The sequence below is a fragment of the Niabella soli DSM 19437 genome, from assembly GCF_000243115.2.
Classification (GTDB): domain Bacteria; phylum Bacteroidota; class Bacteroidia; order Chitinophagales; family Chitinophagaceae; genus Niabella; species Niabella soli.
The window spans coordinates 2,771,056-2,795,996 of record NZ_CP007035.1; the positions used below are offsets into that span (position 1 = coordinate 2,771,056).

A 24,941-nucleotide genomic window follows, 5' to 3' on the forward strand; every position below is an offset into this window, starting at 1 on the left:
TGGATGGGTTAAGAAATGGCAGTTATCTGAAGGTGATATTTAGGCCAACTGCCCAGGACTTGGTAATAGGGTAACCCAGCAGGTTAAGATTCTCCGGATCATACAATTTGGAAAGTTTCGTAATAGTAAGCACATTCTGACCCGTTACATAAACTTTTACTGTACTGATCCTTGCCCGCTCCAACCAGGGTTGTACAATATTGTATCCCAGGGTTACCTGTTTCAGACGCAGGTAAGCCGCATTCTGCATATAACGGTCTGTGCCGTATCCGAAGCCACCCCGGTTTCCATGGGCGCCATCAATATAAGGGCGGGGAAGGAATCCGCCGGGGTTTCCATAAGACCAGTAGTTCAACGCCGCTTCCATCGGCACATCCCACTGGCTGGCAATACCATAATAGCGCCCGTCCGGCATCCAGTCTCTTTTGGCTACCCCCTGTACAAAAAGATCCAGGTCCAGCCCCTTCCAGGAAAAACCTCCTGTAACCCCATATTGATAGCGGGGTGTGGTATTCCCTATAATACGCAGATCGCCACTGGAATCGGCTGTGTTTTTGCCGCGGGTTATTTTATTATCGCCATCCAGATCAAGATATTTTACATCCCCCGCATGCCATTTGCCACCGAATAACTGCGACTGGTCAATTGGATAAGATGCCGCCTCGGCTTCTGACTGGAACAATCCATTGGATTTTAATCCCCAGATCTGGCCTAACCGGTAACCTACATAATACGGGTCATTTATTAATTTAGTGGGGTTGTTGTTATATTTAGTAATGTAGGCGTCAGAATTAGACAGCACAATACCTACCCGGTAGCTGGCATTTTTGCCAATATTATCCTGCCAGTTGGCGGAAAATTCCCAGCCTTTGGTTTTCAGATCTGCAGCATTAAGCCTGGGCGGTGTTGCCCCTAATACAGCAGGCATGGCCTGGGCTGTAACAAACATCCCCGTTGTATACCGGGTGTAGTAATCGTAAGACAGGCTTAACCGGTGCTGCAACAGCTCCATTTCGGTACCAATATTCCACTGGCTTACATTTTCCCAGGTAAAGCCAGGGTTCACCAGGCTACCAGGAGCAACCGATACGGGCAAAGTAGTGTTACTTCCTAATATGTACGAATACGCGGTGTTAGTGGCATAATTGGAGATATAAGGGAAGTAACCAAAATCCGTTGGATTTAGCGCCTGGTTACCCGCCTTTCCGTAGGAGGCCTTTAATTTAAATTCATTAAAAAGATCGGAAAGGGCAGCATTGTTCTTCCAGAACTTTTCATTGCTGACCCGCCATGCGCCCGATATAGAAGGGTTGAACACATACCGGTGACCGGGAGCGAAAATGCTGGTACCATCATACCTGCCGATCAGGCTTAAATAATACCGGCTGTCATAATCATAATTGAACCTGCCAAAATAACCCTGCACCGCCCAGCTGCGCAGTTGCTCATTAACCGTCATCGTTCCTGTAGCCTGGTTCAATACCGGCAGGTTATTGTCGATGAGGTTGGTTCTTTGAGCAGAATAGAATTTCAACAGTTTTACTTCCTCATTATATCCTGCCATTAAACTAAGGTTATGGGACCCGAGGTGCTTTGAATAAGTACCGTATGCATTAAGTGCATGATAATAGTCATTATTATTATTCAGGTTCACCAGGTTGGGGTTGGTCCAGGGATAGATGTTATACGTACCATCCGCATGATATTCCCGGAACAGTTTTGAGGTAAATTCGGTATTGGATGAATACGGATTAAATGAATAATCTATATCCAGTTTGAGGTCTTTTATTGGTGTAAGTGTTGCCGCCGCCGTTGCCCACAGATCATTCTTTTTGGTTTGGCTATGTCCGCCCAAAGCGCCTACTGCAAAGGGATTGGTAAAGCTGCCCTGGCCGGCAAAATTGCCGTCGGGATGTCTTACCGGCATTATTGGCCGCAGATCCCCTTTAAGTGAGCCGCTGGTAGCTGAAAGACCTGAGTTACCACCGGTACCACCGGATGGATGATCCTCAAATGAATAGGTGTAGCGTATTTTGCCGGATAGTTTCAGCCATTTGGTTATATCTGATACAACATTCAGGCTGATATTGTGCCGCTGGTAATAATCATTGTAGGAAGCCAGAAAGCCGTTTTGCCGCATATTGCCATACGACATATAATAAGTCGTATTTTTTGAACCGCCATTCAACGAAACACCATTGTTGAGAATGCTGCCGCTTTTGTATAAAGCATCTGTCCAGTCTGTATTTCCTACATAAGTATAGTAGCCTGTTTTATCAATAGCCGGGTCATACAATACATAAGGATTATGCGCCGGGTCATTGAAATAGGCTGTTACGCCGTCCCGGATCCGTTGGGAAAAATAGAGGCCGCTACCTGCATTAATACTGGCGGAATCCATGTAATTGACATAAGCAAGGGAGTTCAGGTATTTTGGCCTTACGGTAATATCATTGATCGCATAAGAACTGGTAAGGCTGATAGTAGGTGATTGCTCCTTCCTGCCGGATTTTGTAGTAATTAAAATAACTCCGTAAGCGGCCCTGGCGCCATAAATGGCCGCCGAGGCACCATCTTTCAAAACAGTAACACTGGCCACATCAGCGGGATTCACCAGGTTGGGGTCCTGTACCACTCCATCCACTAAAATCAATGGACCGCCATTTGTAAGTGAAGTAAACCCTCTTATATTGAAGTTAGAGCCCTGCCCCGGCGCACCGCCCTGCGGGGTGATTTGCAGGTTGGGCACCATCCCCTGCAAGCCGGCGCCTAAATTGGTGATCGGCCTGTTTTCCAGCACTTTCCCGGACACCTGGGTAATAGCTGCAGAAACATCTCCTTTTTTCTGTGTACCATACCCTACCACAATCACCTCGCTTAAACTGTTGTCTACGGTTTGCAAGGTTACTTCTATCGTTTCCTGATCGCCCACTGTAACTTCCTCGGCCAGGTAGCCAATGCTTGAAAACACCAGCACATCTCCCTTATTAGCATTAATGGAAAAACGCCCGTTCTCCGAAGTGGTTACTCCGTTTGCCGTGCCTTTTATGACAACCGATACATTTTGCAGCGGCAACCCTTTACTATCTTTTACAAGACCTGTGATAATACGTTTTACAGCGCCCGCGCCTGCATCAGGTACATTGGCAGCAATAACCACCTGGGTGCCCTGTAACAGCCGCCAGTGCAGGCCGGAGCCTGCCAGCAGTTTGGTCATCACCTCATCCAGGGTGGCATTTACCGCCTGTATAGAAGTAAAATTCTTTTCGGGCACCACATCATTGCTGAAATAAAAACGGTAGGGGGATTTTCGTTCAATTTTTTTAAAGATCTCGGAGAGCGTGATGTTCTCTTCCTTCAAATTCAGCACTTTCTGTCCATAATTATTGGCAGACACTTGTAAAGCAAGAATTAAAAAAATCGCAGATAACTTCATAGTCAATACAATTGTCCTGAAGCGCGGCCGGTTGCCCGCTTCATGGCAAGTACATTTTTGCATATATTTGTTTTGAGTTAATTATTAATCACATCAGAGCGTCAACTTTAATGTGCAATTACTTAGGGAGAACGCGCCAACGTTCTCCTTTTTACATAAATGTGTTATTTCTTTTCTTTTACATGCAATCTGATTTTAAGGGTTTGCAATCATTATTCAATAGTGATCTGGTTTTTATCGCGTTGATAATTAATTGGTTTGGAGAGTTTTAGGATCTCCAGTATCTGATCAGGACTGCTGTTGTCAATATCAAATACCCCTGTATACCTGTATTGTTTGGTTTCGTCTGACTTAAAAATTATCGTTATCCCATATGTTCGTTCCAATTCCACTGCTATTTCCGCCAGGGGTTTGTTCCCAAAAACCAACTGTCCTTTGGTCCAGGAGGTTTCCGCTACCAGCGTATCTTTAACGGTTGTAATCGGAATAATATCGATCGAGTCGCTACGGCTTTCTTCCGTATTCGTCACCAGTTTCTGCCCCGGGCTCAGTACAAAATTTTCTTCTTTATGCTGCTTTAGGTAAATCGCTACTTTGCCCCGTATCAGCGCCGTTTCAAAAACACCATCGTCAAAAGCCCTTACATTAAAGGCGGTACCCAGTACTTTTATATCACCCGCTTTTGTGTGTACAATAAACGGATGCGCCGCATCATGCACCACATCAAAATAGGCCTCCCCCGATAATGTTACTTCGCGCGTATCGCCTTTAAATTTTTCATTATAGCTGATCCGGCTGTTTGCGTTCAACATTACCACTGTACCATCCGGCAACGTAATAGTGGATTTTGATTTTTTCGTAGTTGCCATTTCATTTTTCAATGAGCCACTCTCCTGTTTTCCCTTCAGTATACTGATCAAAAAACCTGCAAGCGACAATATCACTGCCGCTGCGGCATAACGGGCAATTTTCCTTCTGAAACCCGTAGGCCGGGGAACAGGAGCTAATTTCTTTTCATCATCAAACAATCCCTGCAAATGCAGTTTCGTAAAATGCGCCGCATATGCCTGTTCTGCCAAACCAGCGTCCTCTTTTTCTTCTGCCTTTTTAATAACCAACTGGTCATAAAAAAAGCGCAACTCCGGATTTTCACCCAGGATCGCTTCCAGGCGCTCCAATTCTTCGACAGATGCTTCTCCGGATAATTTCAGGGCAAACAACCTGTAAAACTTATTTTCCAGTTTTTTGTCCATTACAATATTATAAGACTATTAAAAATAACGTTGCCGTGAAGGGATCAGGATTTTTTTTTCAAAAGATAGGTATCCAATGCGCCTTTCAGGCGTTTTAAAGCAGTGCGCATGTGTGTTTCAAGGGTATTTTGCGATAATTCCAGTACACTCCCGGCTTCCTTATAGGAAAGTCCTTCTTCTTTTATTAACCGGAAAACCAACTGACATTGGTGCGGCAACGTTTTTACAGCCCGTTCAATCAGCAGGGAGAGTTCCTTGGTTGCCAAATGCTGATCCGGTTCATTGCCTGGAACCGGCTCGTCACCAACCATCATTTCCGGCAGGCAGGCTTCACGCCGATACTTTTTCAAATAGGTGATCGCTGTATTCCTTGTGGCAGTCAGCAGGTACATTTTCAAATGATCTATATACGCCAGCTTCGTTTCCATTGTCCATAGCCGCGTCATTACGTCAGAGACGATCTCTTCGGCCAGATGTTCCTGTTGAATGATCAGAACAGCCAGCTTGCGGAGCATTGGATAAAAATGCAGGAACAATTCTTTGTATGCCACCTGGTCACGGGCATACGCCACCCGGTTCTGCAGATATACAAGATGTGCCTTATCCTTCATAACAAGCCTTATAGCGCCATGAAGGTATAACAAATGAAAATAGCAACAAAAAGATCACCTAATGGAGATCAGCATAACTTATTTTGTTAATGGCCGGATCTTAATATTCCTGAAATGCACGGTATCCCCGTGCTCCTGCAACAGGATAGGAGATTCCTTTACCAGTCCAAACCCTTTTTCGTTTTTAAATTTACTTTTGGCAATACCAGCATTAAAAGCAGCGCTGCCCCGGTCGTATTCCAGCATTTTTACTCCGTTTAACCAATGCTCCACGTGATTGTTTTTTGCAATGATCACGGCTTTATTCCACTGCCCCACCGGCTTAACCGGTTTTTTCAACGGGGCCGGGATAACATCATAAAAGGATGCCAGGCGGCGGTTGCCGGCTATTCCCAATTTAGCATCGGGGTGATTTTCATCATCAATGATCTGGTATTCGCAGCCCAGCGAAGTATTCGGCAACAGATAATATTTAATACCGCTGTTAGCCCCTTTTTCCACTTTAAATTCAACAGATAATTCAAAATCGGAAAATTTCCGATCCGTAACGATATCGCCGCCATGGCCATCGGCAGGGTTTACACTCAGCACACCGTCATCAATCTGCCAGCCTTTTGCTGTGAACGGCTGCCCGCTGGCTTTTTTCCAGCCATCAAACGTTTTTCCGTTGAACAATAAAACCCAGCCTTGTTTTTTTTCTTTTTTTGTCAGCGCCGGTAGCTGTGCTTTTAACTGCATTGAAGTTCCCAGCAATAATAATGCTGCAAACAGCTTTACTTTTTTCATATAGAAACATTATTAAATTTTGGGCAGACAATGATCGTCTGCTTCAGCCAGTGAAGTTAGCAATACTATTTAGAATCGAAAACAAAGAGGCGGATCAAAATTGACCCGCCTCTCACAATTAATTGCGAAAACGTTATAGCCCGCCGAAGCTTAAACCAACCGTTACAGGGCGCAGATCAGGCCCTACCCCCTCCTTCAGCAACTTGGTAAATTGATAAGAACCAAACAGGGTAAAATGCCCCACCCCGATCCGGGCGGTCCCCGCAACCCGGGTAGTATTAAAATAATATTTGCTGGATTCTTTTAAAATAAACTGCTGTGTTCCTACTTCCTGCAAACGGGTGCGGGTATCCGCTTTGATCATCGTTCCCACCTTTACACCCAGCGCAAATTTGAAGCTGCGGTCGCTATGTTCCGGATCTGCCACAAAGCGTAATTCTACCGGCAGCTCAAGGTAGGTAGTTGCCAATTTTGTCTTTTTTATGGTCATCCGTGTAGAATCATAAAGAAAGGGCAATCGTGCAGAGGTTGCTTTTACATTAACAAAATTCTGTTTTTTATCGAGCGAAATATTATCTGATCCGATACCCAATCCAATCGCCGCACTTAACTGGGGCGTTGTTTTGAAAGGAAAGTCCAGCATAAAATAGGCGTTGATCGTTTTAGGTAAGCCTCCGGTTTTAATACTATCCGGCGTGTTTAACCATTGGGTATACCCCAACTGCAAAAGAAAATGATCGTTGGCTCTTTTAGTAAGATCGTATTTCTTTTTATGCTTGACCGGCGTTTCTGTTGTAGTTTTTGTTGGCGGGGGAATGCTGTTAGCAGATGTGTCAACCTGTGCAAAGGACGCCTGGCCTAGCAAGAAAGCGGCGATAAGGAATAAGACTATTTTCTTCATAATTCATTTAAGTTGGCGCAAATATATTTGTCTTTGGGTTAAAATTAGGTTAATACGCCCTTGTTCTTTTGAAGAAGTTGCACTTTTTCTTTATTAAATATTGATTTTACATTGCCAGAATAACTATTTCCTTTAGTTTTGCACTCCCCAAGCCGGAAAATATTTTTGCTAGGCTTTGGGGGCAGATGTTATCAGGAGTTCGGATCTCGTGAAAAAGGTAAACAGTTCTTTTTAGATAGAAATATATTATTTATGCGATTTATTGCATAAGGTCCTATAGCTCAGTTGGTTAGAGCACCTGACTCATAATCAGGTGGTCCCTGGTTCGAGCCCAGGTGGGACCACATAATTAAGCAGTTACGAATGTGTAGCTGCTTTTTTTATTCCCTTAGAACTTCTGAATATAACAACGGCTGAAAACCATGAGCGCTCCCGGCCGGCATATATTCATTTTTTCTTCTACATTATTCACCAAAAATCCAAAAAGGACTCCCATCCGGAGCATCGAATGCAACGGGTTCAACTAACCTAAAAAAAATTGTTGCCCCGTCTTTCAAAATAACCCAAAAACCAACATCTCCTTTTAAGGCGCCCAGGTCAGCACTCTGCGCCTCCGGGTACCTTTGATAGATCCTGGCTAATGTTTTACTCCTGTTTTCATTAAAGTCCATACACAATCGTTCAATTTTGCCGATGCCATAGGAAGGTATCGCGAGCAAACGGCTATTTTGTAGTGAGTACGGCCAAATATAGGCAAATATGCTCATAGGTTTATTTGCCTATTTAGCGACTTTTATTTTTGTGACCAAAGAAGAGGCACAAATATTAAAAGATTTCGGTAAACGACTGAGGGGCATTCGTTTAAAGAGAAAGTTTACCCAGGAAAAATTGGCCTTTACGATGGAGATGGAAATTTCGCAAATAAGCAGAATAGAACGAGGTGTGATAAATACATCGCTTCTCAATATTATTAAAATAGCCGAAACGCTTCATATTTCACCCTGTGAATTATTTGAAGGCTAACAAAAAATACCGCTCCAGCGACGAACGGGAGTGTCCTTACTTTTGTGACCAAAGGAGTGCACGATAAATGACAGCACTATCCCCTTCAGAATACTATTGAAATTAGACAGGTGCATAACATTTTTCTACCTGGGTCATTCTATCCCTTTACTTCTTTGTCGGTTTTCTGGCGACCGGGAGACTTGTGTAACAGCAATAGTACAATGCTGCTGTGCGCCGCCCCAGTCTTCTCTGTCTCACTAGAAAACCAAACTAACACCGGGTTTGTTTTTAATGCCCAGCCTTAAAAAAACCATCATCTTGAAAAAAATGTTATGCACCCATTGGAAGCACCGGTAACACAACTATTACCTTATTTTATACCTTTGCAACATCCTGTTTTACGGGTTCTAATAAATGGAATAATATGCAAACACAACTCTTTCCTGCATCTGAGCGTGGTAAAAAAGATATCGGCTGGCTGAAAAGCAATTTTGTTTTCAGCTTCAGCAACCATTATCATCCCATGCGAAGCGCATTTGGTACTTTGTTTGCCTTTAACGATGACTATGTGCAGCCGGGGAAAGGTTTTGGGATTCACCCCCATGTGAATATGGAAATCATTTCCGTATTGCTGAAAGGCAACATGAATCATATTGACACCCTGGGGTACAGTACTAAATTTGAAGCGGGCGGCGTGCAGATCATGAGCGCCGGCAGCGGTCTGCGACACGAGGAATATAATATTGGAGCAAACGATGTGAATTTTTTGCAGATCTGGATCTACCCCAAGCTACAGAACATTACTCCCCGCTACCAGTTCCGTAATTTTCCAAAAGAGGAACGCAAAAACAAACTGGTCACCATCGTTTCGCATGAAGAAGGTTTCGGCCATTGCTGGATCAACCAGAATTCAAAATTATCACTGGGCTATTTTGATAAAAACGAAACAATCAACTATACCTTCCCCCCGGAAAATATGTGTCTTTTTATTTTCGTGATTACGGGAAACGTTATCATCAATGACATTGCTGTTCCCGAGCGGGACGCGATTGGCATCTGGGATACCGACCGGATTATGATTACCTGTAATACGGAAAGCGAATTTTTAATAATTGAAACGCCGGTTAATCAGAAATAAAAAACGGTAAAATTAAGGCCCTATAATTCAACTTAAGGGTCCAGAAATATTAACCTGATATATTTGCACGAAATCTCACTCCAAATGCATTGGATCTTATTAATCATAGCCGGGCTATTTGAAGCGGGTTTTGCAACCTGCCTGGGCATGGCCAATCAAACCAAAGGGCAAACTTCTCTTTTATGGTTTGCAGGTTTTATTGTTGCGCTGATCATAAGTATGGTGCTCCTGTACCTTGCCACGCAAAAGCTGCCTATAGGCACTGCTTATGCCGTGTGGACGGGCATTGGCGCCGTTACAACCGTAATTGTAGGAATTGTCGTATTTAAAGAACCGGCCACTTTTTGGCGCCTGTTCTTCATTGTTACACTTATCGCAAGTATTATAGGGTTGAAGTACGTTTCGCCCGCTTAACGTTTGCTGTGCGCGGTAATAAAACACCCGGGTCTGCCTGGACCCGGGTGGATATACTATTTTTTGCCGCAGTTTACCTACGCCTGTGTTTCATCAGCGACCGCTGCTTCGGGCGCATTCTTTTTTACTGATTCAATACCATTTTCCCTCGCTGCTTCTGATTCATACAATTCACTCGTCCCGATCACCTGCCCGTTACCGGCTTTCAGGTTAAAAAAGGGTTTGTTGTTAGAAGATGTTTTGCGTTCATAATGCTTGTCATCCGATGCATTTTTCTTAACGGATTCAATGCCGTTATCGCAGGCGGCGCGTGTTGTGTACCCTTCGCTGGCAAGAATGGTTTGTCCGTTTGCAGCATTCAGTTTAAACTGGAATTCCCCGTTTTTTCTTGTGGTAATTACAAATTTGCCCATAGATTAAAATTTTTTTGTCCTTAAAGATGGTGAATTAATAATATCCGGGCAAATTTATAATAGTTTTTATTGCTGGCTACCTGATTCTGACTAGGGCAGAATGCTAAACGCAGAACGCCAAATGCAAACGGACAATCACTAACAGCTTTAAGCGTTAAGCGTTACGCATTTAGCACAATCACAGTCCCAGCACGGCTTTCAGCTTACCGTAACCATTACGGCTTACGTTGATCTTGGTGCCGTTTTTAAGTATGGCCACATGCCCATCTTTTTCATAGGGGTCAATGCGCGTAATTTCCTGTACATTAACAATATAGGACCTATGGCATCGCACAAAAAGATCCTGCGAAAGGAAGTTTTCAAAAAAGGACATGGTTTTATTTTTCAGATAATACCCGTCTTTGGTAAAGATCTTTACAAAATCGTCAGCCGCCTCCAGGTACAGCACTTCGTGCACCGGGATGATCTTTATTTTACTTCCATTTTTTACAACAATACGACTGTTAGAGTTGGGCAACTGCACATCATTCAGCAATTCCTGTGTATTGGTTTGATTACCTTTTTGCTGTACCAGGAACTTATTCACCGCTTTATCAAAACGCTCCTGGTCAAACGGTTTTAATAAATAATCAACAGCATGCGCCTCAAAAGCTTTAATAGCATATTCATCAAACGCAGTAGCAAAAATCACTGCAGGAGGCTCTTCAATCAGCTCCAGCATTTCAAAGCCGCTTATTTTTGGCATCTGAATATCCAGGAAAATGAGGTCAGGCTTATGCTCCTGGATCGCTTTTATCCCTTCAAATCCATCGCCGCACTCGGCTGCCAGCTCCAGTTGAGGAAATTTCTGCAGGTATTCCTTCACCATACTTCTTGCCAGGAACTCATCGTCAATTATTACTACTTTGCTCATGCTGTTGCGGTATTTTAACTATTGTAAAAAAAATATTCTCTTTTGTTTTTGTCGTCAGGAGGTCGTTCCTGCCATATAAAAGATACAGGCGCCGTCTTATAGAGGTAAGCCCAAAGCCCGTTCCTGTTTTAGGCAGCGAGGTTTCCGGGTCAAACGGGTTACTTACCAAAATACAAAGATCGCCCTGATCCACCATACATTCCATTTTTATAAGTGTTTCGCCGATGGTATCGTATAATCCAAATTTAATCGCATTTTCCACTATCGGCTGCAAAAGCAGGGTAGGTAATTTCATTTCCTTTGTATCATCGCCCACAATAATAGCCGTCATCAGCCGGTTGCCAAACCGCACTTTTTCTATTTCCAGATAAAGGTTCAGGTAGTTAATTTCTTCTGTTAGCGAAATCAGTTGTGATTCTTCCTTTTTCAGCGTACCTCTTAAGAAGTCAGATAGCTGCTGTACCATCTTCCGCGCCTGTTGGGGGTTCAGGCCAATCAGGGCATTAATGGAGTTCAGACTGTTAAACAAAAAATGCGGCTGCAATTGCTGCCGCAGTTTAAACAGTTCCGCGTCGCGGGATAAGCGGTCGGCATCCGTTCTCCGTTGTTCTACTTTTTGTTTTTCTACCCAGTTATACCACAAAATTGCAGCAATGGTAACGATCGTTAAAACCAGGAAAGCAATGCCCGCCCGAACCACCAGTGAGGTATTGAGGAAAGAGGCGTAGGCTTCGTTGTCGCCTAAAAAGAGTTTTAACAATGAATTGCTGACAAACAGCCACAAACCGGTTATTACCAAACAGGAGCCGATCACGTTGGTGTACTGATAGGTGGACGGCAGGTAATAGCGGGTCATATTTAATATTAACAGGCTTGCCAGCAATAACAGTGAATTGCTCAGCAGGCTGTCGCTCACCACTATTTTCAGTGGAAAGTGGAAATAAGATGAAAGAAAAAAACCCTGCACCAGCATTAGGGTTATCCACCCCAGAATAAGAGAGAATAAAAATTTTTTTGTAGCTAACGGTGATGCTGGCACTGCAATTACGGGTTTGATATTTGGTTAAAAACTTTTGATATCGATACCACCAAAAATTACGGTACCTTTTAAGATGAGGGTCTTTGACTGGTCGACGTTACCCATTGAAACCCTGCGGTCCTTTATTTCTCCCAGGATAGCGGTAGCTTCTGAAGAGATCACATTCCAGTGAGAGGGGATCAGCAGGGTGGCCCCTCCAAACACCGCCGTTACTTCCAACACGGCTGTTCCCTCAATATCTGCCTGCAGCAAATCGATTTCGCTTCCGCCAAAGATATTCACCATCTCACCTCCCCTGAAATTTTTCGACAGAACTTTCTTTTTGGTCCCGCCAAAAATAGAAGTGGCTTCTATCAAATCATCGCCGCTAATATTGCCCCTGTACACATTGGTACCGTTGGGCAAACCGGTGTTGGGGTCTTTGGTAACAAATTCATATGATCTCTTGGGCCGCAGAATAAAAAACAAACCCGCCCCGATCAGTATAATAGGCCATATATAGGGTTTTAGTGAATTAAACAGAAAATAACTATCCACCAGCGAAAGCGATCCGATCAGGATAAGGATCAGCCAACCCGGCCCCTGGAAATTTTTACGGAAACCGATGAATATTCCCAACACAATCAGGAACATTTGCCAGGAGAATACAAAATCGGGGAAATCGATCCCCATTCTCCTAAGCAGGTATACCACCCCTACCAACACCATCATCAACCCGATCCAGATATGGGATTGGGAACTGCGCGGCCGGTAGTTTGGCTCTTCCACCGGCGGGGGACCTGCCGGAGGTACCGGCTTCTCCCCTTTATTATAAAAGTCTGTGTTATACGGATTATTTTCACTCATTATTCAATATTTTCTGTAAAAATACCCCCCTAAGATAGGGCTTACAATAGATTTTTCGCCTGTAAACACCAGATATCGGTAAACGCCGGGAACCGCACGGTGAATAACACCCCCTTTTTTCCCGGTAAACTGCTATACCGGCGAATGAACCCTATGATCCATCCCGCGGGACCATCAACTCAAAGCGTTGCCCGTCAAAAAGGCCTTTATCACTCAGCTTCAGATCCGGGATCACCAATAACGCCATAAAGGACAGGGTCATAAAGGGCGCCCCCAAAGTGGAACCCATCTTTTTTGCCAATGCATCGGCTTGAGTATAGGCCTCCGCAATCCTATACCCGTCCGCATTACTCATCAAACCTGCAACCGGCAGCGGTATCAATTGCTCTTCGCTCCCGGCAATGGCACTCACCCCGCCTTTGGCTGCAATAACTTTATTTACCGCCCTGCTAATGCTTTCGTCATCCACGCCAACAGCGATAATATTGTGACTGTCATGCGCTACTGAAGAGGCGATTGCTCCCTTTTTTAATCCAAAATTCCGCACAAACGCAACGGCTACTTTTGCATCCGCATACCGGTTCACCACCACCATCTTCAAAATATCCCGTTCTACATCGCTCACATAATATCCGTTGATAGTTTTAGGTTCCAAAAGCAGCTTACGGGTGATCAATTGCCCGTCCAGGGCCTCAATAACCGGAATGGTTTTACTACCATTTGATGGCTGGACAAAAGAAGCAACATTTTTAGGCGTACAATTAAAGTTATTAATGGCAGGAGCAACAACCGGTTCTATTAGTGTGGTTCCCTGCTCCGCCACCAGGATGCCGTTTATAAAAGTTTGCAGCACTTCAAAATCCTTCAGATCTTTTACCACAATAAAATCGGCTGCGGCCCCTTCGGTCAACAATCCAACATCCAGTTTGTAATGCAGCACGGGATTGATGCAGGCTGCCTTCAATATTTTGAAAACCGAAATGCCCTTTGCCACCGCCCGGGCGCAAAGCTCATTGATATGCCCCGATGCCAGGCTGTCCGGGTGTTTATCATCGCTGCAAAACATGATATCATCCGGGTAATCAGAAAGCAAACCGATCAAAGCTTCGAAGTTTTTTGCGGCGCTTCCTTCGCGGATGAGAATTTTCATGCCCGCTTTCAATTTATCCAGCGCCTCTTCTTTTGTAAAACATTCATGATCGGTTCCCGGCAGGTTGGGGGCTGCTATACCCTTTGCATATTTTTCCGCATCATCCCCCCGCAGTCCCGGGGCATGACCGTCTACCGGCTTGCCGAGGTCATGCGCTGTTTTTATTTTCTGCATTACTTCGGGGTCATTCATCAGCACCCCGGGAAAATTCATCATTTCGCTCAGGTACTTTATTTCAGGGTGTTGCAGCAAACCGGCAACCTCGGTTACGCCCAAAGTAGCACCTGCTGTTTCAAAAACGGTCGCCGGCACGCAACTGGGGGCGCCAAAATTAAATTTAAAGGGGACTTTTTTCCCATTTTCAATCATGTACCATACGCCTTCCACCCCGCATACATTGGCTATTTCATGGGGATCGCTTACCGTGGCAACCGTTCCATGTACCACCGCCAGCCGCGCAAATTCCGAGGGGATCAGCATGCTACTTTCAATATGTACGTGGCTGTCGATAAACCCAGGGAGGATAAAAGGCAAGGTGACATCCGGTTCATTTTGCACCAACCCCATCCTGATTATTTTCCCGTTGGCTGTTTCCACAAATCCCGAGTAGATCCTTTGTTGCAGCACATCTACAATGTTCCCTTTTATATTACTTTTGTGCATACTATTTGTTTGGGTAAATGTATCACATGTTTAAGAAAATTCCGGCCAATAGTATTTTTTGTAAACCAATTTTGACTATATAAAATTTTATATGTCTGACGAAAGACAGGTTTTTCAAACGGATAATAAGGCAAGGTGGTACACTTTTAAATGGGTGAGCCGGGTATTGATCTTTTTTGCGATCGCCCTGATCCCCCTGGGTGTCCTTTCTTTGTTAAAGAAAAACATCCCTATACTCCCCGGGCTTTCTAAAACGGATACCGGCAAATTAATTCATGCTGTAATCCCCAAGAATCTTAGCGAAAAAGACAAGAAGAAATATAAAGGCATGCAGGCCTTTATTGATACGCGTGCGCAAAACAATGCTTTTATAGACAGGGAGCGGAAACGGCCCAAAAATGCGAACATCCGGGCAGCGTTCTTTGTAGACTGGGATCCGCAATCTTTTATTTCGCTGAAAGCCAACATTGACAAGCTGAACATGGTGCTGCCCGAATGGTTCTTTATTGATCCTACAGGCGATTCGTTAAAAGCAACTATTGACAATGATGCCCTGCAATTGATGCGAAAAGCCAGGGTTGCCATAGTACCCATCCTTACCAATGTGGTCAGCAGCGACTTTGATGGCAAGCTGCTGTACAGGATACTGAGCGATCCGCGGAAAAGAAATAAATTTCTACAGGACATTGTAAATACCATCGAAAAAAATAAACTAAGTGGTGTTAACCTGGATTTTGAAGAACTGACGGAAAACAGCCTGCCCTTACTAAAACAATTTCATGAAGAATTGTACCGGATCCTGCATGCCAAAGGGTTGCTGGTTACACAGGACATATTGCCCAACGATGACAGCTATAATATTTCGGAAATATCGAAAATGACGGACTATATTTTCCTGATGGCCTATGATCACCACTATGATACGAGCACTCCCGGCTGGGTAAGCGATCAGCAGTGGATTGAAAAAGTGCTGGACGCTGCCGCAAAGAGTGTGCCTTCTGAAAAAATTGTACTCTGCATGGCCACTTACGGATATGACTGGCCGGAAGGCCAGAAAGGGATCACCCTGACCTATGCTCAGGCGGTATACCTTGCAAGGGAATATAATGCTACAATAGATTTTGACAACGATACCTATAACTGCCATTTTACCTATACCGAAAACAATGGGGTTAAGCACGAGGTGTATTTTAATGACGCCGCCAGTAATTTTAACACCATGCGTTTTGCAGACGATTACGGAACGGCGGGTGTGGCCATCTGGCGATTGGGCGCCGAGGATCAGCGGCTCTGGGCCTTTTATAAAAACGCCCTCACTACGGAAGCCATGTCGGAACAAAAGAAATTGTTTACGAAATTAGAAAACGTACCCGTCTCCTTTGAGAAGCCCGATTACATTGGTGATGGCGAGGTTTTGGACGTAATATCGCAGCCCCAGAACGGGGAAATGAAGATCACCGCTGATACTACCAATGATTACCTGATACAGGAGGAAGAATACCTGAAACTGCCCACTAAATACGTAATAAGGCGGTTTGGTCAGGTGGAGCCGGGCAAACAGGTGCTATTGACTTTTGATGATGGTCCCGATCCGGAATATACGCCCCAGATCCTGAAAATATTAAAAAAGGAAAATGTACCGGCGGCGTTCTTTGTAGTAGGCGTTAACATACAAAATCATCTTCCCACATTTGAACAGGTTTACAAGGGCGGCTTTGAGATCGGTAATCATACTTTCTCCCATCCTAATATTGCCAGCGTGGGTTCTAAAAGGGCGCAGACCGAAATTGATGCTACCCGGCTTTTAATAGAAGCGGTAACCGGGCATAGTACAATCCTGTTCCGCCCGCCCTTTAACGCTGATGCAGAACCAACATCCGCACAGGAATTATTACCTGTTGGGTTGAGTAAAACACTGAACTACTACGACGTAGGGGAAAGTATCGATCCCGAAGACTGGGATACCGACAGCGCTCACGTAAATGCCGACAGTATCTACAATCGTATTGTGCGGCAATATGAAGCACGTCCCCTCAGGGATAAGGGAATCATTTTATTGCACGATGCCGGCGGTAATCGCCAGGGCACCGTAGATGCGCTGCCCCGTATCATCAAATATTTTAAAGACCGGAACATACAATTTATTACGGTGGCCCAATTGCTCAATCTTAAAAAAAACCAGGTAATGCCTCCTGTAAAAAGCGACATTTTGCGGGCAGATAAATACGGCGTCACGATCGTCTTCTGGGTATTCAAATTCCTCAGCACCGCATTCTGGCTGGCCGTTTTCCTGGGCCTGGGGCGTACTGTGACGCTGGGGGCTCTTGCGCTCATCAATTACCGGCGGCAGAAAAAGGAGCGATTGTCCCCGCTGGGTGTCTTTAATCAAAAAGTAAACGTTATTGTACCGGCCTATAACGAAGAGGTAAATAGTGCCCGCACCGTTCAAAGCCTGCTCAACCAGGATTATGCCAACCTGGAAGTGCTTTTTGTAGACGATGGCTCCAAAGACGATACACTGAAAAATATTACCGCAGCCTTCGGCGATAATCCCCGGGTGAAAATACTCTCCAAACCCAACGGTGGCAAGGCCTCTGCGCTCAATTATGGCATTGCCCATTCGAGTGCGGAATACCTGATATGCATTGATGCAGACACCCAACTTAAAAAAGACGCGGTAAGCCAACTGATGCGCTATTTTGTAGACGATACTATTGGGGCCGTTGCCGGTAATGTAAAAGTAGGGAACATCACCAATGTGCTTACCCGCTGGCAATCGATCGAATACATTACCGCCCAGAATTTTGACCGGCGGGCTTTTGATTACATCAATGGAATTACCGTAGTACCGGGCGCTATTGGCGCCTTCAGCAAAAAAGCTATTGTAGAAGCCGGCGGCTTTACCACCGATTCATTGGCGGAGGATTGTGACCTTACCATTCGTATTTTAAGAAAAGGATACGTGATCCGCAACTGCAATGAAGCCATCGCTATTACTGAAGCGCCGGAAACCGTAAGACAGTTTTTAAAACAGCGGTTCCGCTGGAGCTATGGGGTGATGCAAAGTTTCTGGAAAAACAAAGACGCCTGCTTCAGGGCACGTTATAAAGGCCTGGGCATGGTAGCGTTGCCCAATATCCTGTTGTTCCAGATCATACTACCCATCATTGCTCCTGTTGCCGATCTGCTCTTTTTCTTTTCCATTTATTACAACTGGCCCAATGAGCAGCATACCAGTTGGGGAGATATTGACCGGATCGCACTGTTCTACGGCCTCTTTCTTTTGGTAGATGTGGGCGTAGCCCTTTTTGCCTTCAGCATTGAAAAGGAAAAAAATTACTGGCAGCTTTTGTGGCTTATCCCCCAACGTTTTGTGTATCGCCAATTAATGTACGTGGTATTATTCCGGTCCTTACGCCGTGCCATTAAAGGCGAAGGCCAGGGTTGGGGCAGCCTTAAAAGAACCGGAAATGTTGTGTTAAAGGAGTAGGGACATCGATGCTAATTGCTCCGCAACAACAGCACATATTTCCCGAGCAACTCTTTGCAAATACAGTCCGCAAAAGCCAGAATGCGGTCTGCCTTGCTTTTGAGCAACTCCAACATGGCATCCGCTATAACAAAATCATTATTATAGCGGCCGCCGGTATAGGCCTCCTGCAGACAGGCCAGCGCGTTGAGCTCCGAAGCAGATTGAAAAAAGGAAGTAAATCCCCCGCAGATGCGATTGCACAACAGGAATAGTTGTTTTAAACTATGGAGCCGCGGACTGATCCCGGAAAAAGCAGCAACAAAACTGCGTAAGGTTATTTCGATGGCCTGATGTAAAGCAAAACAGGCGATGGCATTTTCGTTACAATCCTCAAAAACCAGTGCGCTGTCAAAAAAAAGCCGCCCCCTCCTGCACCCTTTTCTGAAATCCGTTTCGCGTGCAGCCATTAATGCAGCGAGCGCCGATGTGCCAACATACTCCCACTGTATAGCTGCCGCCCGGTACAGCAAGGCCGTTTCATTACATTTAATCATATGAAAAAAGCTGCCCTGTTTTCTCCTTTCGTTAAACACCGTTAACTGGCAAAAAGAAAACTGTACCGTCCATTGGCCCAGTGTGGCAGTTCGTATAAAAGGCTCCAGGTCTTTAAAACCATTTGCTTCCTGCTGAGCAAGGATTATATATAGGTCCAGTTGGTATTTTGCAGCATTATAATCCAGCTCAAATATCGCAACAGCATTACATAACCCCCGGATCCAGGAGATCACGAGCTCCTTTTGAGATACGCTGCGATACCCCGGCGCACCGGCAAATGGCTTCCGTCGTATATTATTTCGGAAGGGACGGGCAGCATCAGTTTCGGGAAATAAAATTGTTTGGACAGTTGCGATTCGTGCCGCACATTTGGCATTGCTTTTCATCGGTTAGATTTAAAAAATAAACAAATCAATGCCCTTCCACAAGGGCTATACACTACTGACCGCGGGTCAGCTCATCTCAAACGGTGCTTTATAAGGTTTGGATAACCGGTAGGAGGTTCTTGCAATACATAGCAGGCATTCAAAGTCAAAAAGCAGGTTTTTCCTGTCAATCATAAAAGTCTCTCCTTCCTCCAGTGCACATTCAAAAACGAACCACAAATAGGCTTGTGCTCTTTTTTGTGAATACTGCAAAGTGAAGTGCTTTATTTTTTCGTGTGCGCTATCTTTATCCTTCAAATATCTATACCGCAGGTCCGGATCCGTATAAAACAATTGTTTTCCTGCTTTCATTGTTTGTTGAACTGTTACTTCATGTAACGCTTCTATCAGCACCTTGAAATTTCCATCGAACCGCAACAGAAAGCGGCGGTCGCGGTTTTCGCTGAAGGCACTGTAAGGGGCACACAAAGCGCATTGCACCCAGTTGTTCCATATATTCCACAATTCTCCCAACGTTGATGCATCAAAAACTAGCCAAAGACCATGAAGCGGTCTTGATTTTACATAGCGCAAAAAACGCTTTTGTAAAGCGAAGGTCTTTTCTTCGGGTTCAACCGGATGATTTTTGCTCTCGGGGGCATTCCCGGGCAATTGTTGACCCTTAAAAAGAATCTTGTTATTTTTGTTTGACATAACCGGATTGTTTTCATGTTAGCACACCAAATGTACAAATTCATTTGATACAAACAAACAAAAATGAATAAAAATTCAACCTTTTTTGATCGTCTTGAAGAGCTCCGCAAAGCGGAAGGATTTAAGACGATTAACGATCTTGCCCTCAATGGTTTAAAATACCGATCCTCTCAAAAGCTGAACCGTCTTAAAACTGGCAACAACAAGCCCTCTGCTGAAATTATTGAAGACATCAAGAACCGGTTTCCGCATGTTGACCTGAACTGGCTAGTTTCAAACAAGAATGAAATGTATCTACCCGGCGCGGATCTTACGATACAGGAACCGGAGGCCCCTGCCCCATGCAAAGAATGCGCCCTGCGAGATGAGATCATCGATTCCCAGAAACAAACGATCAAGGCATTACAAGATCAGGCGGCAGCGCTACAATTGGCGATGGAAATCATGAGCCGGAAGTTGGTACGGAAGAACGGGGCCTGAGTCAGCATTCAAACAATGTTAACAGGCAATAATGAATGAGTGGCCCACTCGTAGCTAAATCGCCTGATTTGGTTATGCTGAATATTTCTTTTGGGCATCCCTGTTTCCTACCTTTACTATTGGTATCGTCTGTTCTTTATTTATAAACCGTAAACTATGCCTAAATATGTAATCGAAAGGGAAATCTCCGGAGCCGGCGATCTTACCCGGGAGCAGCTAAAAGACATTTCGAATACTTCCTGCGGGGTATTGCGCAATATGGGACCCACTATCCAATGGGTGCAGAGCTATGTTACCGGTAATAAAGTTTATTGCGTTTATATCGCCCCCAACAAGGAAATGGTGTTTGAACATGCGCAACAGGGCGGCTTTCCGGCTAATTCCGTAAGTGAGGTGGTAACGATCATTGACCCCACCACGGCCGAATAGCGGGCTGATGCTATAGAATACAATTATTCCTCCAACAGGTCGGGGCGCCGGTCCCTGGTGCGCTGCAGGGCCTGCTCGTACCGCCATTCTTCGATCTTTGTATGGTTCCCGCTCATTAAAATATCCGGAACCTTCATACCTTCAAAATCGACAGGTCGGGTGTACACAGGTGGTGCCAACAGATTATCCTGAAAAGAATCCGTGAGCGCAGAAGTTTCATCATTTAACACCCCTGGCAACAGGCGGCCAATGGAGTCCACCAACACGGCGGCAGCCAGCTCCCCACCACTCAGCACATAATCGCCTATAGAAATTTCCAGCGTAACGTATTTCTCCCGGATGCGTTCGTCAATACCCTTATAATGCCCGCAAATGATCAGCAGGTTGCCTTTTAAAGAGAGGGTGTTGGCCATACGTTGATTCAATGTCCTTCCATCTGGCGTTACATAAATAATTTCATCAAATTTTTTATTGGCAGAAAGCGCTTCTATTGCTTTAGCAAGTGGTTCGCATAGCATCACCATACCTGCACCACCGCCATACTGGTAATCGTCTACCTGGCCGTATTCATTCACCGCCCAGTTTCGCAGATGATGAACGGCGACTGTCAGCAAACCCTTATCCTGCGCACGTTTCATAATGCTGTGTTCGAGGGGGCTGGCTAATAATTCGGGTAAAACGGTAAGGATATCAATGTGCATGAGCAATTTCTAATTTGAAATTTTTGATTTGGGATTCAGGCTTCCAGAGCCTCCAACCCTTTTTCATCTCTTAGTCGATATTTTTAATTTATTATTTTCACTCCTCTCCATCCATAAACTCATCCAGATCCCGGCGCTCTTTTTTGGTGGGCCGTCCAATTTTGCTCAGGCGCTTGCCGCTGAAGAAAGAGGCTGCCTGGTTTTTGGCTTTTTCCAGCTCTTCGGGAGGAGTAAGATCTGTGTAGTACTTTATGGCCTCCTCATATTTCACCCGTGTATGTAACAATCCTGTCGCCTTCACCACCCATTTGCGCCCTTCGGTGCGTACTTCATAAATATCGCCCAGGTGCACGTTCTTACCGGGCTTGGTATTTTCCCCCTCATATTTCACCTTGCCGTCATTACAGGCATCAGTGGCCAGCCGCCGGGTTTTAAACAGGCGGATGGACCAGAGGTATTTATCAACACGTAATTTTTCTTTCTCCATGAAAACAATTTGATAAACCTCACAGGTTTATAAGTTGATGCCTGCACTGCAGCACAAGCGTGCGACGCAACCAAATTTCATAGTAGCATTACAGCCGGGCCCATAAAACTTGCCCTGCAAGATACTATTGACTATTGACTATTAGCTATTGACTATTCCCCGAAATATTTATGGAAGTATGGAATGGTCTCAATGCCTTTATAATAATTCTCCAGGTTATATTTTTCGTTGGGGCTGTGGAGGCCATCATTATCCAACCCAAAGCCCATAAAAATAATTTTGATGCCCAGCTCTTTTTCCAGCACGGAGCAAATAGGAATACTACCCCCGCCTTTCACCGGGATGGGCGTTTTGCCAAAAGTCGTTTCCAGCGCTTTGGATGCCGCCTGGTAACCCTTACTGTCAATCGGCGTGCCATAAGGTTCTCCCCCATGGTGCTCAAATGCATTTACCGTAACGCAGGAGGGCGCAATTTTCCGGAAATGATCCAATAATAGTTTGGTGATCTTTTCGCTGGACTGATTGGGCACTAGCCGGGCCGATATTTTGGCGGTGGCTTTTGCAGGTAATACCGTCTTCGCGCCTTCTCCCGTATAGCCGCCCCAGATACCATTTAATTCCAGTGTGGGCCGGATACCGGTGCGCTCATACGTGCTGAACCCTTTTTCACCATATAACTCTTTAATGCCGATTTCATCCTTGTATTCCTGTTCGTCAAACGGCGCTTTATTAATCAACGCGCGTTCTTCCGCTGACACTTCCATCACATCATCATAAAATCCCGGGATGGTAATGTGGTTATTTTCATCATGGCACCCGGCGATCATTTTAGACAGGATCACGATCGGGTTAGCCACCGCACCGCCATAGGTGCCGCTGTGCAGGTCCCTTCCGGCTGCAGTCAGTTCCACTTCAATATAACTCAGCCCCCGCACGCCCGTATCCAGCGAAGGATTTTCCATACTTAACAATGAGCTATCACTGATCAAAATCACATCGGCTTTCAGCAGGTCTTTATGTTGCGCTACAAAACTGCCCAGGTTGGGCGAGCCCACTTCTTCTTCCCCTTCAATAATGAATTTGATATTAGTGGCCATGGTATTGGTTTTCACCATGGTTTCCAGCGCTTTCACGTGCATGTAAAACTGACCTTTGTCGTCCGCACTGCCACGGGCAAACACTTTTCCATCTTTAATGGTAGGTTCGAAGGGGGGCGTATGCCACAGTTCCAGCGGTTCCACCGGCTGCACATCATAGTGCCCGTAAACCAATACCGTAGGTTTGGAAGGATCAATTATTTTTTCGCCATACACAACGGGGTGACCGCCGGTTTCCATCACCTCCGCCTTATCGCAGCCGGAAGTCAATAAGGCTGCTTTTACTGCCTCCGCACATTTTTGCATATCTTCTTTATTCTCGCTTTTAGCGCTGATGGAAGGGATGCGCAGCAGGTCCATCATTTCATTTAAAAAACGCTCCTGGTTTTCTTCCTGGTATTGTTTCCATATTGCTGACATAGTACTATTTTTTGTTGCACGAAGGTAAGGATTTGAGGAATGTTTGCAGAATGATAAGCGAGAGAGCATAACCCCGCCAGAATGAATCTTTCGGGCTGGCGCAAAGCCTAGGAGCCACGAAGATTAAAAAAATGCCACGAATTCGATTGTTCTGCGTTGCAGCATGATTTAAGGATACAGCGAAACTTATCCCGGCAGATCAACGGGAGAGGCCTCCCGCATTCCGATTTATCGGAAGCAGATTTTCGCAGAAGAAAGAAGTGTAATCCGCGCTGCGTCGATAGCGGTCCCGATAGCTATCGGGATGCATAAATCTGCGGGCCAAAAATTAGTTTGAACGGCTTTGTTGTACAGAATGCACGAATAGCAAATCATTCGTTCATTCGCGGCACTCAACTCCGGATATCGGGCAATCCGATATAACCATTGTTAGTTGCTCTAATCTTTTTGCAAAGCGATCTTTCCGTCTACAACCGCCCCGTTCCGTACTTCCTCTGTAACGGCCGTGATCAATGTATCATTCTTACTGAGATTGCCATATACCGATATTTTATCGTCGGTTTTAACACCTGTGGACACCGGTACCCACACTGTTTTTCCATTGATCACTTTTATTACAAACACCCCCATACTGGAATTCAGCAGCGCGCTGTTCGGGATCACAAATACCTGGGTATTGCCGGAATGCAGCGGGATCTTTACTTCGGGGATCATACCGGGCAACAGGACTTTATTATCATTATGAACATCCATTTCCACGCGTTGCGCCCGCAACCTGTTGTCTAATGCCCCTGATACGCGCGATGTTCTGGCTTCAAAATAGCGGCCGGGCAAAGACTTTACCGCAAACTTCACCGAGCCATTTTGGTTCAATACCCCCGCGTTACTCTCAGGGAGGTTCACCACCAGTCTTAATTTCTTTTGCTCCTGCAGGGTAAACATCGGTACCGCGCCCGCCCCGGGGCCTACATAAGCTCCTGCACTCACATTACGTGCAGTGATCACCCCCGAAAACGGGGCACGTATTTCCAGATAATTTCGGGTATCCGTAATTTCCTTCACCGCTGACTTGGCTGCCATATATTGCGCGTAATCTGATTTCTGGCGGGCATTGGCCATATCCAGGTCGTTCTGCGAAACAGTACCCGGCGTTTTGCTCGTTTCAAACAGGCGGTCATACGTTGCCTTGCTTGCCAGGTAAATAGCCTCCTGTGATTTCACTTTGGATTGTGCCCCGTCGTGCTGCGCGTTCATTTCGGGCGCCTCCATTACCGCTAATAATTGCCCCTGGCGCACCTCACTACCCACATCCACATACAGCTTTTTCACAAAACTGCTCACCTTGGCAAACAGATCTACATTCTGAAACGCCACCAGCTCTCCCGGCAGGGATAACGTATCCGAGAGGCTTCCTTCCGATAATAAAAATGCCGGCACCGTAGTAACGGCGGGCTTCTCAGCATTTTTTTCTTCCTCTGCGTTAGATGATTTGCAGCCCGGGATCAGCAGGGCGGTAAAAACGCCGGCCAATAACAAGATCCCTGTTCTTTTATTTTTTATCATGATCGAGTACTATTAGAAATAAATATTTTTTTACCTGTGTTACACTGGTAGTGAAACGTTAAGAGTGAAACGTGAGCATCTCACATTTAT

At 45.2% G+C, this 24,941-nt stretch carries 23 protein-coding genes and 1 tRNA gene; 7 read left to right on the forward strand and 17 right to left on the reverse strand.

The window, feature by feature from the left end; genetic code table 11:
* Positions 1-22: 22 nt before the first annotated feature.
* The 5 genes from NIASO_RS11805 to NIASO_RS11825 form a co-directional block, all read right to left on the reverse strand.
* Positions 23-3,499, reverse strand: coding sequence for a SusC/RagA family TonB-linked outer membrane protein (locus NIASO_RS11805; protein ID WP_008586076.1), 3,477 nt, complete (start codon positions 3,497-3,499; stop codon positions 23-25).
* Between the two features lie 149 nt (positions 3,500-3,648).
* Positions 3,649-4,689, reverse strand: a complete 1,041-nt coding sequence (locus NIASO_RS19705) for a FecR family protein (protein WP_008586077.1) — start codon at positions 4,687-4,689, stop codon at positions 3,649-3,651.
* A 44-nt stretch (positions 4,690-4,733) separates the two neighbouring features.
* Positions 4,734-5,300, reverse strand: coding sequence for an RNA polymerase sigma factor (locus NIASO_RS11815; RefSeq protein ID WP_008586078.1), 567 nt, complete (start codon positions 5,298-5,300; stop codon positions 4,734-4,736).
* A gap of 78 nt (positions 5,301-5,378) precedes the next feature.
* Complete coding sequence (locus NIASO_RS11820) at positions 5,379-6,086, reverse strand: 3-keto-disaccharide hydrolase (protein WP_008586079.1); 708 nt, start codon at positions 6,084-6,086, stop codon at positions 5,379-5,381.
* Positions 6,087-6,219: 133 nt separating this feature from the next.
* A complete protein-coding gene (locus NIASO_RS11825; RefSeq protein ID WP_008586080.1) occupies positions 6,220-6,987 on the reverse strand; it encodes an outer membrane beta-barrel protein in 768 nt (255 codons plus the stop codon).
* A gap of 270 nt (positions 6,988-7,257) precedes the next feature.
* On the opposite strand from NIASO_RS11825, the gene NIASO_RS11830 reads away from it, so the two are divergent.
* Positions 7,258-7,331, forward strand: a tRNA-Ile gene (locus NIASO_RS11830).
* A 120-nt stretch (positions 7,332-7,451) separates the two neighbouring features.
* Here NIASO_RS11830 and NIASO_RS11835 read toward each other — a convergent pair.
* Positions 7,452-7,754: a hypothetical protein gene (locus tag NIASO_RS11835; RefSeq protein WP_044046317.1), complete on the reverse strand. Its 303-nt coding sequence runs from the start codon at positions 7,752-7,754 to the stop codon at positions 7,452-7,454.
* Here NIASO_RS11835 and NIASO_RS11840 point away from each other — a divergent pair.
* The 3 genes from NIASO_RS11840 to NIASO_RS11850 all read left to right on the forward strand — a co-directional run bounded on the left by NIASO_RS11840 (position 7,747) and on the right by NIASO_RS11850 (position 9,544).
* Positions 7,747-8,010 carry a helix-turn-helix domain-containing protein gene (locus NIASO_RS11840; RefSeq protein WP_008586082.1) on the forward strand — a complete coding sequence of 88 codons (264 nt, stop codon included), beginning with the start codon at positions 7,747-7,749 and terminating at the stop codon, positions 8,008-8,010. The genes NIASO_RS11835 and NIASO_RS11840 overlap by 8 nt on opposite strands.
* Positions 8,011-8,416: 406 nt before the next feature.
* Positions 8,417-9,130 (forward strand): pirin family protein, encoded by a 714-nt coding sequence (locus NIASO_RS11845; protein ID WP_008586083.1) that lies wholly within the window; start codon positions 8,417-8,419, stop codon positions 9,128-9,130.
* Positions 9,131-9,214: 84 nt separating this feature from the next.
* Positions 9,215-9,544 (forward strand): DMT family transporter, encoded by a 330-nt coding sequence (locus tag NIASO_RS11850; RefSeq protein ID WP_008586084.1) that lies wholly within the window; start codon positions 9,215-9,217, stop codon positions 9,542-9,544.
* A gap of 77 nt (positions 9,545-9,621) precedes the next feature.
* Here NIASO_RS11850 and NIASO_RS11855 read toward each other — a convergent pair whose 3' ends face one another.
* From NIASO_RS11855 to ade, 5 genes are all read right to left on the reverse strand, one after another.
* Positions 9,622-9,957: a YegP family protein gene (locus NIASO_RS11855; RefSeq protein ID WP_008586086.1), complete on the reverse strand. Its 336-nt coding sequence runs from the start codon at positions 9,955-9,957 to the stop codon at positions 9,622-9,624.
* A 178-nt stretch (positions 9,958-10,135) separates the two neighbouring features.
* Positions 10,136-10,870, reverse strand: a complete 735-nt coding sequence (locus tag NIASO_RS11860; protein WP_008586087.1) for a LytR/AlgR family response regulator transcription factor — start codon at positions 10,868-10,870, stop codon at positions 10,136-10,138.
* Complete coding sequence (locus NIASO_RS11865) at positions 10,848-11,909, reverse strand: sensor histidine kinase (protein ID WP_025298914.1); 1,062 nt, start codon at positions 11,907-11,909, stop codon at positions 10,848-10,850. The genes NIASO_RS11860 and NIASO_RS11865 overlap by 23 nt, the downstream gene beginning before the upstream one ends.
* A 24-nt stretch (positions 11,910-11,933) precedes the next feature.
* On the reverse strand, positions 11,934-12,755 hold the full coding sequence (locus tag NIASO_RS11870) for a LiaF transmembrane domain-containing protein (protein ID WP_008586089.1): 822 nt from the start codon (positions 12,753-12,755) through the stop codon (positions 11,934-11,936).
* 151 nt (positions 12,756-12,906) lie between these two features.
* On the reverse strand, positions 12,907-14,568 hold the full coding sequence (gene ade, locus NIASO_RS11875) for an adenine deaminase (RefSeq protein WP_008586090.1): 1,662 nt from the start codon (positions 14,566-14,568) through the stop codon (positions 12,907-12,909).
* A 91-nt stretch (positions 14,569-14,659) separates the two neighbouring features.
* Here ade and NIASO_RS11880 point away from each other — a divergent pair, with 91 nt between their 5' ends.
* Entirely contained in the window at positions 14,660-18,058 is a 3,399-nt protein-coding gene (locus NIASO_RS11880) for a glycosyltransferase (RefSeq protein ID WP_008586091.1), read from the forward strand.
* Positions 18,059-18,069: 11 nt separating this feature from the next.
* Here the strand turns inward: NIASO_RS11880 and NIASO_RS11885 are convergent, their stop codons facing one another.
* Positions 18,070-18,981, reverse strand: coding sequence for a HEPN domain-containing protein (locus NIASO_RS11885; RefSeq protein ID WP_008586092.1), 912 nt, complete (start codon positions 18,979-18,981; stop codon positions 18,070-18,072).
* Positions 18,982-19,047: 66 nt separating this feature from the next.
* Positions 19,048-19,674, reverse strand: a complete 627-nt coding sequence (locus NIASO_RS11890; protein ID WP_008586093.1) for a hypothetical protein — start codon at positions 19,672-19,674, stop codon at positions 19,048-19,050.
* A 63-nt stretch (positions 19,675-19,737) separates the two neighbouring features.
* Here NIASO_RS11890 and NIASO_RS11895 point away from each other — a divergent pair, with 63 nt between their 5' ends.
* Positions 19,738-20,154 carry a hypothetical protein gene (locus NIASO_RS11895; protein WP_008586094.1) on the forward strand — a complete coding sequence of 139 codons (417 nt, stop codon included), beginning with the start codon at positions 19,738-19,740 and terminating at the stop codon, positions 20,152-20,154.
* Between the two features lie 156 nt (positions 20,155-20,310).
* Entirely contained in the window at positions 20,311-20,583 is a 273-nt protein-coding gene (locus tag NIASO_RS11900) for a DUF4242 domain-containing protein (protein WP_008586096.1), read from the forward strand.
* 23 nt (positions 20,584-20,606) lie between these two features.
* On the opposite strand, the gene trmD is transcribed toward NIASO_RS11900, so the two are convergent.
* The 4 genes from trmD to NIASO_RS11920 form a co-directional block, all read right to left on the reverse strand.
* Complete coding sequence (gene trmD / locus NIASO_RS11905; protein ID WP_008586097.1) at positions 20,607-21,284, reverse strand: tRNA (guanosine(37)-N1)-methyltransferase TrmD; 678 nt, start codon at positions 21,282-21,284, stop codon at positions 20,607-20,609.
* A gap of 97 nt (positions 21,285-21,381) precedes the next feature.
* Entirely contained in the window at positions 21,382-21,771 is a 390-nt protein-coding gene (locus tag NIASO_RS11910; RefSeq protein ID WP_008586098.1) for an RNA-binding S4 domain-containing protein, read from the reverse strand.
* 152 nt (positions 21,772-21,923) lie between these two features.
* Positions 21,924-23,288: a dipeptidase gene (locus NIASO_RS11915; protein ID WP_008586099.1), complete on the reverse strand. Its 1,365-nt coding sequence runs from the start codon at positions 23,286-23,288 to the stop codon at positions 21,924-21,926.
* A 438-nt stretch (positions 23,289-23,726) separates the two neighbouring features.
* The gene (locus tag NIASO_RS11920) at positions 23,727-24,851 is read right to left on the reverse strand and encodes an efflux RND transporter periplasmic adaptor subunit (RefSeq protein ID WP_008586100.1); all 1,125 of its coding nucleotides are present in this window, start codon (positions 24,849-24,851) and stop codon (positions 23,727-23,729) included.
* Positions 24,852-24,941: the final 90 nt, after the last annotated feature.

What these genes read in the sequence shown, in the direction of transcription:
- NIASO_RS11805 (WP_008586076.1), bottom strand. Translation starts at nt 3,499, where the DNA reads ATGCAAAAATGTACTTGCCATGAAGCGGGCAACCGGCCGCGCTTCAGG.
- NIASO_RS19705 (WP_008586077.1), bottom strand. Translation starts at nt 4,689, where the DNA reads ATGGACAAAAAACTGGAAAATAAGTTTTACAGGTTGTTTGCCCTGAAA.
- NIASO_RS11815 (WP_008586078.1), bottom strand. Translation starts at nt 5,300, where the DNA reads ATGAAGGATAAGGCACATCTTGTATATCTGCAGAACCGGGTGGCGTAT.
- NIASO_RS11820 (WP_008586079.1), bottom strand. Translation starts at nt 6,086, where the DNA reads ATGAAAAAAGTAAAGCTGTTTGCAGCATTATTATTGCTGGGAACTTCA.
- NIASO_RS11825 (WP_008586080.1), bottom strand. Translation starts at nt 6,987, where the DNA reads ATGAAGAAAATAGTCTTATTCCTTATCGCCGCTTTCTTGCTAGGCCAG.
- NIASO_RS11840 (WP_008586082.1), top strand. Translation starts at nt 7,747, where the DNA reads ATGCTCATAGGTTTATTTGCCTATTTAGCGACTTTTATTTTTGTGACC.
- NIASO_RS11835 (WP_044046317.1), bottom strand. Translation starts at nt 7,754, where the DNA reads ATGAGCATATTTGCCTATATTTGGCCGTACTCACTACAAAATAGCCGT.
- NIASO_RS11845 (WP_008586083.1), top strand. Translation starts at nt 8,417, where the DNA reads ATGCAAACACAACTCTTTCCTGCATCTGAGCGTGGTAAAAAAGATATC.
- NIASO_RS11850 (WP_008586084.1), top strand. Translation starts at nt 9,215, where the DNA reads ATGCATTGGATCTTATTAATCATAGCCGGGCTATTTGAAGCGGGTTTT.
- NIASO_RS11855 (WP_008586086.1), bottom strand. Translation starts at nt 9,957, where the DNA reads ATGGGCAAATTTGTAATTACCACAAGAAAAAACGGGGAATTCCAGTTT.
- NIASO_RS11860 (WP_008586087.1), bottom strand. Translation starts at nt 10,870, where the DNA reads ATGAGCAAAGTAGTAATAATTGACGATGAGTTCCTGGCAAGAAGTATG.
- NIASO_RS11870 (WP_008586089.1), bottom strand. Translation starts at nt 12,755, where the DNA reads ATGAGTGAAAATAATCCGTATAACACAGACTTTTATAATAAAGGGGAG.
- ade (WP_008586090.1), bottom strand. Translation starts at nt 14,568, where the DNA reads ATGCACAAAAGTAATATAAAAGGGAACATTGTAGATGTGCTGCAACAA.
- NIASO_RS11880 (WP_008586091.1), top strand. Translation starts at nt 14,660, where the DNA reads ATGTCTGACGAAAGACAGGTTTTTCAAACGGATAATAAGGCAAGGTGG.
- NIASO_RS11885 (WP_008586092.1), bottom strand. Translation starts at nt 18,981, where the DNA reads ATGAAAAGCAATGCCAAATGTGCGGCACGAATCGCAACTGTCCAAACA.
- NIASO_RS11890 (WP_008586093.1), bottom strand. Translation starts at nt 19,674, where the DNA reads ATGTCAAACAAAAATAACAAGATTCTTTTTAAGGGTCAACAATTGCCC.
- NIASO_RS11895 (WP_008586094.1), top strand. Translation starts at nt 19,738, where the DNA reads ATGAATAAAAATTCAACCTTTTTTGATCGTCTTGAAGAGCTCCGCAAA.
- NIASO_RS11900 (WP_008586096.1), top strand. Translation starts at nt 20,311, where the DNA reads ATGCCTAAATATGTAATCGAAAGGGAAATCTCCGGAGCCGGCGATCTT.
- trmD (WP_008586097.1), bottom strand. Translation starts at nt 21,284, where the DNA reads ATGCACATTGATATCCTTACCGTTTTACCCGAATTATTAGCCAGCCCC.
- NIASO_RS11910 (WP_008586098.1), bottom strand. Translation starts at nt 21,771, where the DNA reads ATGGAGAAAGAAAAATTACGTGTTGATAAATACCTCTGGTCCATCCGC.
- NIASO_RS11915 (WP_008586099.1), bottom strand. Translation starts at nt 23,288, where the DNA reads ATGTCAGCAATATGGAAACAATACCAGGAAGAAAACCAGGAGCGTTTT.
- NIASO_RS11920 (WP_008586100.1), bottom strand. Translation starts at nt 24,851, where the DNA reads ATGATAAAAAATAAAAGAACAGGGATCTTGTTATTGGCCGGCGTTTTT.